The 6,312-nt window shown below is 69.4% G+C and carries 7 protein-coding genes; 3 read left to right on the plus strand and 4 right to left on the minus strand.

Annotation, left to right across the window (positions count from 1 at the left end):
• Positions 1–39 precede the first annotated feature (39 nt).
• The 3 genes from IE294_RS46000 to IE294_RS46010 are packed head-to-tail and all read right to left on the minus strand — an operon-like array spanning position 40 to position 3,212.
• Entirely contained in the window at positions 40–1,122 is a 1,083-nt protein-coding gene (locus IE294_RS46000) for a FecCD family ABC transporter permease (protein WP_189895278.1), read from the minus strand.
• On the minus strand, positions 1,119–2,123 hold the full coding sequence (locus IE294_RS46005; protein ID WP_189895279.1) for a FecCD family ABC transporter permease: 1,005 nt from the start codon (positions 2,121–2,123) through the stop codon (positions 1,119–1,121). Before IE294_RS46005 ends, IE294_RS46000 begins: the two co-directional genes overlap by 4 nt.
• A gap of 30 nt (positions 2,124–2,153) precedes the next feature.
• Positions 2,154–3,212, minus strand: coding sequence for an ABC transporter substrate-binding protein (locus IE294_RS46010; RefSeq protein ID WP_189895280.1), 1,059 nt, complete (start codon positions 3,210–3,212; stop codon positions 2,154–2,156).
• Between the two features lie 231 nt (positions 3,213–3,443).
• Between IE294_RS46010 and IE294_RS50065 the strand changes: the two genes are divergently transcribed.
• Positions 3,444–3,815: a hypothetical protein gene (locus IE294_RS50065; protein ID WP_373315967.1), complete on the plus strand. Its 372-nt coding sequence runs from the start codon at positions 3,444–3,446 to the stop codon at positions 3,813–3,815.
• Here IE294_RS50065 and IE294_RS46020 read toward each other — a convergent pair.
• Positions 3,751–5,313: an AMP-binding protein gene (locus IE294_RS46020; RefSeq protein WP_229918225.1), complete on the minus strand. Its 1,563-nt coding sequence runs from the start codon at positions 5,311–5,313 to the stop codon at positions 3,751–3,753. The genes IE294_RS50065 and IE294_RS46020 overlap by 65 nt on opposite strands.
• Positions 5,314–5,801: 488 nt before the next feature.
• Between IE294_RS46020 and IE294_RS46025 the strand changes: the two genes are divergently transcribed.
• Both IE294_RS46025 and IE294_RS46030 read left to right on the plus strand, forming a co-directional pair.
• Positions 5,802–5,945 (plus strand): hypothetical protein, encoded by a 144-nt coding sequence (locus IE294_RS46025; protein WP_229918226.1) that lies wholly within the window; start codon positions 5,802–5,804, stop codon positions 5,943–5,945.
• A gap of 103 nt (positions 5,946–6,048) precedes the next feature.
• Entirely contained in the window at positions 6,049–6,252 is a 204-nt protein-coding gene (locus IE294_RS46030) for a hypothetical protein (RefSeq protein ID WP_189895283.1), read from the plus strand.
• Positions 6,253–6,312 lie beyond the last annotated feature (60 nt).

Below are 6,312 nucleotides of genomic sequence, written 5' to 3' on the forward strand. Positions count from 1 at the left end.
TCAGATCCCGCGCCACGAGACGGCTGGTTGAGGTACGGCTCATGACGGATTGCCTCCGGAGCGACTGCGGTTGCGGGCGACGAGCCACATCAGGTACGGGGCGCCCACCGCGGCGGTGAGGACGCCGACGGGGAGTTCCACGGGGGAGAACAGACGGCGGGCCAGCAGGTCCGCGACCACGACGACCAGCGCACCGGTCAACGCCGAGGACAGCAGCGGGATCTGGGCCGTGCGGGTCAGCCGCCGCGCGATCTGCGGGGCGAGCAGCGCGACGAAGTCGACCGGGCCGACCGCACCGGTCGCCACCGACGTCAGTACGACACCGAGCAGGGTCAGGCCGAGCCGGACGCGGTCCAGCCTGACGCCGAGCGCGGTCGCGGTGTCGTCGTCGAAGTTCGCCCCGCGCTGCGCCCGGGCCGCCCACAGCGCCGCCGGGACCGCCACGACCATCAGCAGCGCCAGGGGCCGTGCCTCCTCGTAACCACGGCCGTCGAGGGAGCCGGTCAGCCAGATCTTGGCCTGCTGGGCGGCCAGATAGTCGCCCTTGGTGAGCAGGAGCTGGGTCAGCGAGCCGAGGGCGACGGACACGCCGATGCCGACCAGCACGAAGCGCGAGGCGTGCAGTCCGCGCCGCCAGGCGAAGGCGTACACCAGCGCGGCCGCGGCGAGGCCGCCGGCGATGGAGACGTAGGGCAGGGCGTCGTAGGCGATGGCGGTGAAGCTCATGGCGGCGACCGTGGCCGCGCCCGCGCCATGGGTGATGCCGATGACGTCGGGGCTGGCCAGCGGATTGCGCGCCACGGTCTGCACCAGTGCGCCCGCCACCCCGAACGCGGCCCCGCCGAGGAGGCCGACCACCAGCCGGGGCAGTCGCAGCGTGCCCACCACCAGCTCGTCCGGGCTCGGCCGGCCGAGGAGCACCCGCACGACCTGCGACGGCGGCACGAACGACTCGCCCACACACAGGTACGCCACCACCGCGCAGCCGAGCAGGCCCGTGAGCACCGCCGCGACGACGGCCGCCCGCCGGTGTACGAGGAAACTGGCGCGCCCCACGCGCAGGACGCCGTGCCCGGCCGGGCGGCGGCCCGGTCGGACGAGGGGGGACGTGGTGCTGCTCACGCGGCCACCACCGTCCGCCTCCGCACGAGGGCGATCAAAAACGGCACACCGATCAGGGCGGTCATGACGGCCACCGGCACCTCCGAGGGCGGGAAGAGGACACGGCCGAGCACATCGGAACCGAGGATCATCACCGGCCCCAGCAGCGCCGCCAGCGGCAGCACCCAGCGGTGCGCGGTGCCCACCAGCGCGCGGGCGACATGCGGGACGGCGAGCCCGGTGAACGCGATCGGACCGGCCGCAGCCACCGATGCACCCGTCAGCACAGTCGCGCCCAGCGCGCCGAGCAGCCGTAGCGAGCCGACCTTGTAACCGAGGCCGCGGGCCGCGTCGTCGCCGAGCGCCAGCGCGTCCAGCCCCCGGGCCACCACGGCGACCAGCACCAGGCCGGCCAGCACGAAGGGCCAGATCTGGCCGATGACCTCGCTGCCGCGCCCGCTGATCGAACCGACCTGCCAGAAGCGGAACTCGTCCAGCATGCGGGCGTCGACGGCGGAGACCCCGGACACGATCGAGGCGAGGAACGCGTTCATCGCGGCGCCCGCGAGGGCGAGTTTGACCGGGGAGGCCCCGCCCCGCCCGGAGCTCGCGACCGCGTACGCCGCCAGCGCGGCCAGTGCCGCGCCGGCGAACGCGAACCACACGTACCCGGTCAGGGTGTGCACCCCGAGGAACGCAATGGCACACACCACACCCACCGAAGCGCCCTGGCTGACGCCGAGGATGCCGGGTTCGGCGATGGGGTTGCGGGTGATGCCCTGCATCACCGTCCCGGCGACGGCGAGCGCGACGCCCGCGAGCACGCCGATGATGGTCCGTGGGACCCGCAGTGACCGCACCGCCTGGGCGTCATTGTCGCTGCCGCCGTGCAGCAGGGCCTGGATCACCTCGGTGGGGGCGATCGGGCGGCTGCCCACGGCGAGGCTCAGCAGAACCGCGATCAGTAGCATCGCCGTACCGGCCAGCAGCCAGCCGGCCCGGCGACGGGTGGGTGACGACATGCGCCGCGCTCACTCTCTCTTGCCGGGCCGTCAGGCCTTGAGGTAGGTTTTCAGGTCGTCGAGGACCGAGTCGGCCGCGGTGACGCCGAGACCCAGGTACCAGGTCTCGTCCGGCACGTCACGGGCGTGGCCGTCCTTGACCGCCTTCAGGTTCTTCCACAGCGGGTTGCCCTGGGCCTTGGACTTGTCGGTGGCCTTGGGGTCGCCGTAGACACCGGTGAAGATCCAGTCGGCGTCGGCCTGGTCGATGTTCTCGGCGCTGATCTCGGCGGCCAGATCCTCGATGTCCTGGTTCTTCGGGCGCGGGATGCCGACATCCTTCAGGATCGTGCCGATGAACGAGTCGTTGCCGTACAGGCGGATGACCCCATCGGGCATGTAGCGGACCATCGAGACCGTCGGCTTGTCCGCGCCGAGCTTCGTGCCGAGCTCCTTCGCCCGGGTCTCGTACGCGGCGAGCTTGTCCTTGGCCTCGGCGGTCTTGTCCAGCGCGGCGGCGTTCAGCAGGTAGTTCTGCTTCCAGGTGAAACCGGGGCGGATCGAGAAGACGGTCGGGGCGATCTTCGACAGCTCGTCGTACTGGGCAGCGGCGCGCAACTGGCTGCCCAGGATCAGGTCGGGCTTGAGGGCCGCGATCGCCTCCAGGTTGAGGCTGTTGATAGTCCCGACGCTCTTCGGCGAACCCGCGTCCTTCTTCAGGTACGACGGCAGCTCGGGGGAGCCCTCGGTGGTGGCCAGGCCGACAGGCTTGATACCGAGGGAGACGACGTTGTCGAGTTCGCCGACGTCCAGCACGACGACACGCTCGGGCTGCGCCTTGATCACGGTGTCGCCCATGGCCTGCCTGATGGTCCGCGGCCACTGTCCCGGCTTCGCGTCCGTACCGAGCGCGGCGGTCTTCGCGGCGGCGTCGGCGAAGTCTTTGCCGCCCTTCGCGACCGACTTGGAGTCCTTCGCCCCCGAACCGGTGCGGGCGGAGGTTTCGCTGCTCTTGCCGTCCGTCGAGGAGTCGCTGCCGCACGCCGCGAGGGAGAGGGCGGCGGCGACGGCGAGAGCGACGGCGGCGGGGCCGCGGCGCCGAAGTGACATGGGACAGCTCCTCGCTGTGGTCAACGTTTCAAGTAGTTAGGCGAGGCTTACCTTATGCGACATCTGTGTTCGATACACAAGTGAGGGTGCCTTCGCGAAGGCACCCCGGCGGAAGCACCACCGCGGACAGGCGTACTGGCCCGTCGAGCCACCGTCGGACCGGGGCCTCCGCCCGTACCGCGGCTACGGCCTCGCGCGGGCACCTCGCGGGCCGGCACCGTCCAGGCTGTTCTGCTCGGCGAGTTGGCCGGCGTCACCCGTGAGGCCGCTGCCGACGCCGCGCACATGCAGGTCTCCTCCGATGGGGGCACTCTGCTCACCATGCCGACCCGGCCGGCAGGCGTCTCCTCCGCGGTGGAGGTCTGCGTCCTCACCGGCTACTCGACCCTCTGCATCGCCTGCGGTCCGACAGACGGCGGGCGACTACGACCGGACCTGCGCCGGTCGAGGAGTACGCCGGAGTATTCGTCGAGTAGGTTGGTGAACTTCACCAGGCGGGGCGTACGAGACATGTCTGGTACGCCCCACCTGAGGGGTTCTATGCGCCGGATGTCAGCAAGGACGCGCGGAGGAGCTTTTTGTCGATCTTGCCGACGGTGGTGACGGGCAGGGCGTCGGTGATCGAGTAGGAAGCGGGAGTGTAGAGGTCACCAAGAGCGTCGACGATCTCGCGAGTCAGCCGGTCGAGGTCCGGGACATCGGCCTCGTCCTCGAGGACGAGGACGACGTGCACGGTCTCTTTGTCGTCGTCGCCGGGCAGGCCGATGGCGGCGGCGCCCTTGATGGCAGGCTGCGCGGTGAGGAAGTCGTCCAGAAGTCGGGAATAGACGTTGTCGGCCGTGCTGCCCGTCACGATGATGTCCCGTGCCCCGTCGACGATGTACAGATAGCCGTTCTCGTCCTCGCGTGCGATGTCTCCGGTGCGAAACCAGCCCTCTTCGTCGAGGACTTCAGCAGTGCGTTCCGGGTCGTTCCAGTACCCCTCCATGACGGAGCGACCGCGCACGCACAGCTCACCGACTCGCCCCACCGGCACCGGCTTGCCAGAGTCGTCACGCAGCTCTGTCTCGACTCCGGGTGCTGGGCGTCCGCAGCTGGTCAAGGACTCGGGACGTTGCAGGTCGTGTTGCCGGCAGGTGAGTCGGGTGACCATTCCCATCTCGGTCGATGCGTAGAATTGTTCAAGAACCGGACCGAAACGCCCAATTGCTTGTCTGAGGCGTGCGGGAGATGCGGCTGCACCGGTGTACTGGAGGGTGGTCAACGCCGGAAAGCGACCGGGGAGACAGTCCGGGTGATCAAGCAGCTCGTACAGCATGGGTGTCACCACCATCATCCTGGTGACACGCTCGCTGTCCATCACGGACAGGGCCGTGCCGGCGTCGAATGTCCTCAGCAGCACGATGGTGTGGCCGCTCAGGACGCCCGTCAGGAAGGCACCGTGACCGCTGCCATGTGTCACCAATGTGCAGATCAGCACTGCTGGATCAGCGGACTCGCCGTCGCAGAACGCGGCCGACACCTGCACATAGTTGTCGTAGAAGCCGCTGCGGTGGACGACCAACTTGGGCAGTCCGGTCGTACCGCCCGTGTAGAGCAGCGTCGCGATGTGGCGGCCGTCTGCGGCCTCGCGGAGCGAGAGGCCCGCATCGCCGGAGGCTGCCGTCAGGAAGTCGGCCGCAATCGAGGATGCGCCGATACCGAAGAGATACGGGATGTCGATCCGGCCGGCCAGCCGCTTGGTCCGCTCCTCGAAGACCGGGTCGAACAGCAGCATCTTGACGTCGGCGCGCTGAACTAATGCTTCCAGTTCACTGTTGCCAGGCTCCGGCGGCACGAAGACCAGCCGACAGCCTGTGAAATGAACCGCCAGCTGGAGCAGAAGCGCCTCCGGGGAGTTCTCCACGAACAGAGCGACTCCGTCCCCCTCCACCAGACCGCTGCCCCGCAGTGCCGCAGCGAAGCGCAGGGCCGTGCTGACGGCTTCGGCGCCGCTGACCCGTCGCGACCCCGCGATGATCGCGTCACGATCACCTCTCTCCGCAAGCCGTTGCAAGACGGAGACCGTGTAGTTCTCGCTGCCAGTGACCGCGTTCATCATCCTCCTTCGCGCTTGAGCGTGCGCCTGAGGCCCGGCGGCCCCACGCATTGCCTGACTACCCATTGAGAAACCGTGTCGAGGCGCCAAGAAGTTCATCGAGATGACGGGAAGTCCGGCAATCAGTAGGGATATGACGTTTGTACGTAGCGGTAGTCGTCGGTAGAACGCCGAATAGTGACAGATATGGCGAGCGTTCATTGAACCTGGATGTTCCGGCGCCCGACGGCGACGCCGAATGCGGCCACCGAGACGGGGAGCGGCATGGCCAAGGCGGCGACGGGCGCGGACTCCCGCGGCTGCGGACCGGAGCGGCCTCACCCCAGCGGTTCGGCTCGACGGCCGCGGCCCGCGCACCGGCTCGTCATGCTCGCGTGGCCCGCCGGCCACCCGAGCTTTAGGTCATTTGCCCAATCGTTCCCGGCCACGGGCCCGGCCATACTCGCCCCGTGACGCGCCCCGCCCCGGGGGCCCCGGTGGAGAGGCTGGAGATGATCGGTCCCCTGGACAACCAACCGGATACCGATGAAGTGCGTGACGAGACACCCCCGCCGCTGACCGGCGCCGACCCGATTCCCCTTCCCGGCCAGGAGCCCCCCGAGCATGACCCGGCACCGGGCTACGAACCGCTGTGAGCGTGCACCGCCCACCCCGGCCCGTGCCCTGACAGGGCCCCGACCGCCCTGCTCCTCCCCGCACGGGTCGTACCCCAGCCCCCGAAGGAAAGGGAACTCCCCCATGTCTGGACGTGGGCGCCTGCGCGCGCCTATCTCGCTGTTGATAGCGGCGTGTCTGAGCCTGTTCGCCGCCGCCCAGGCCCCCGTCGCCGCAGCGGCCCCCGAGCCGGCCACCGCCAAGGCCACATCCACCGGGGGGTCCGCGTCAGCCGGCTCCCCCGCGAAACCGCCGCTGGACGTGGCCTCGGAACAGGCCGACTACTGAAGCTTCCCCTTGATCGTGGACACCTGGAGACTGGGATCTTGAGGTTCCAGAGGAAGTAGC

It is taken from the genome of Streptomyces canarius, from assembly GCF_014650735.1.
Taxonomy (GTDB): Bacteria; Actinomycetota; Actinomycetes; order Streptomycetales; family Streptomycetaceae; genus Streptomyces; species Streptomyces olivaceoviridis.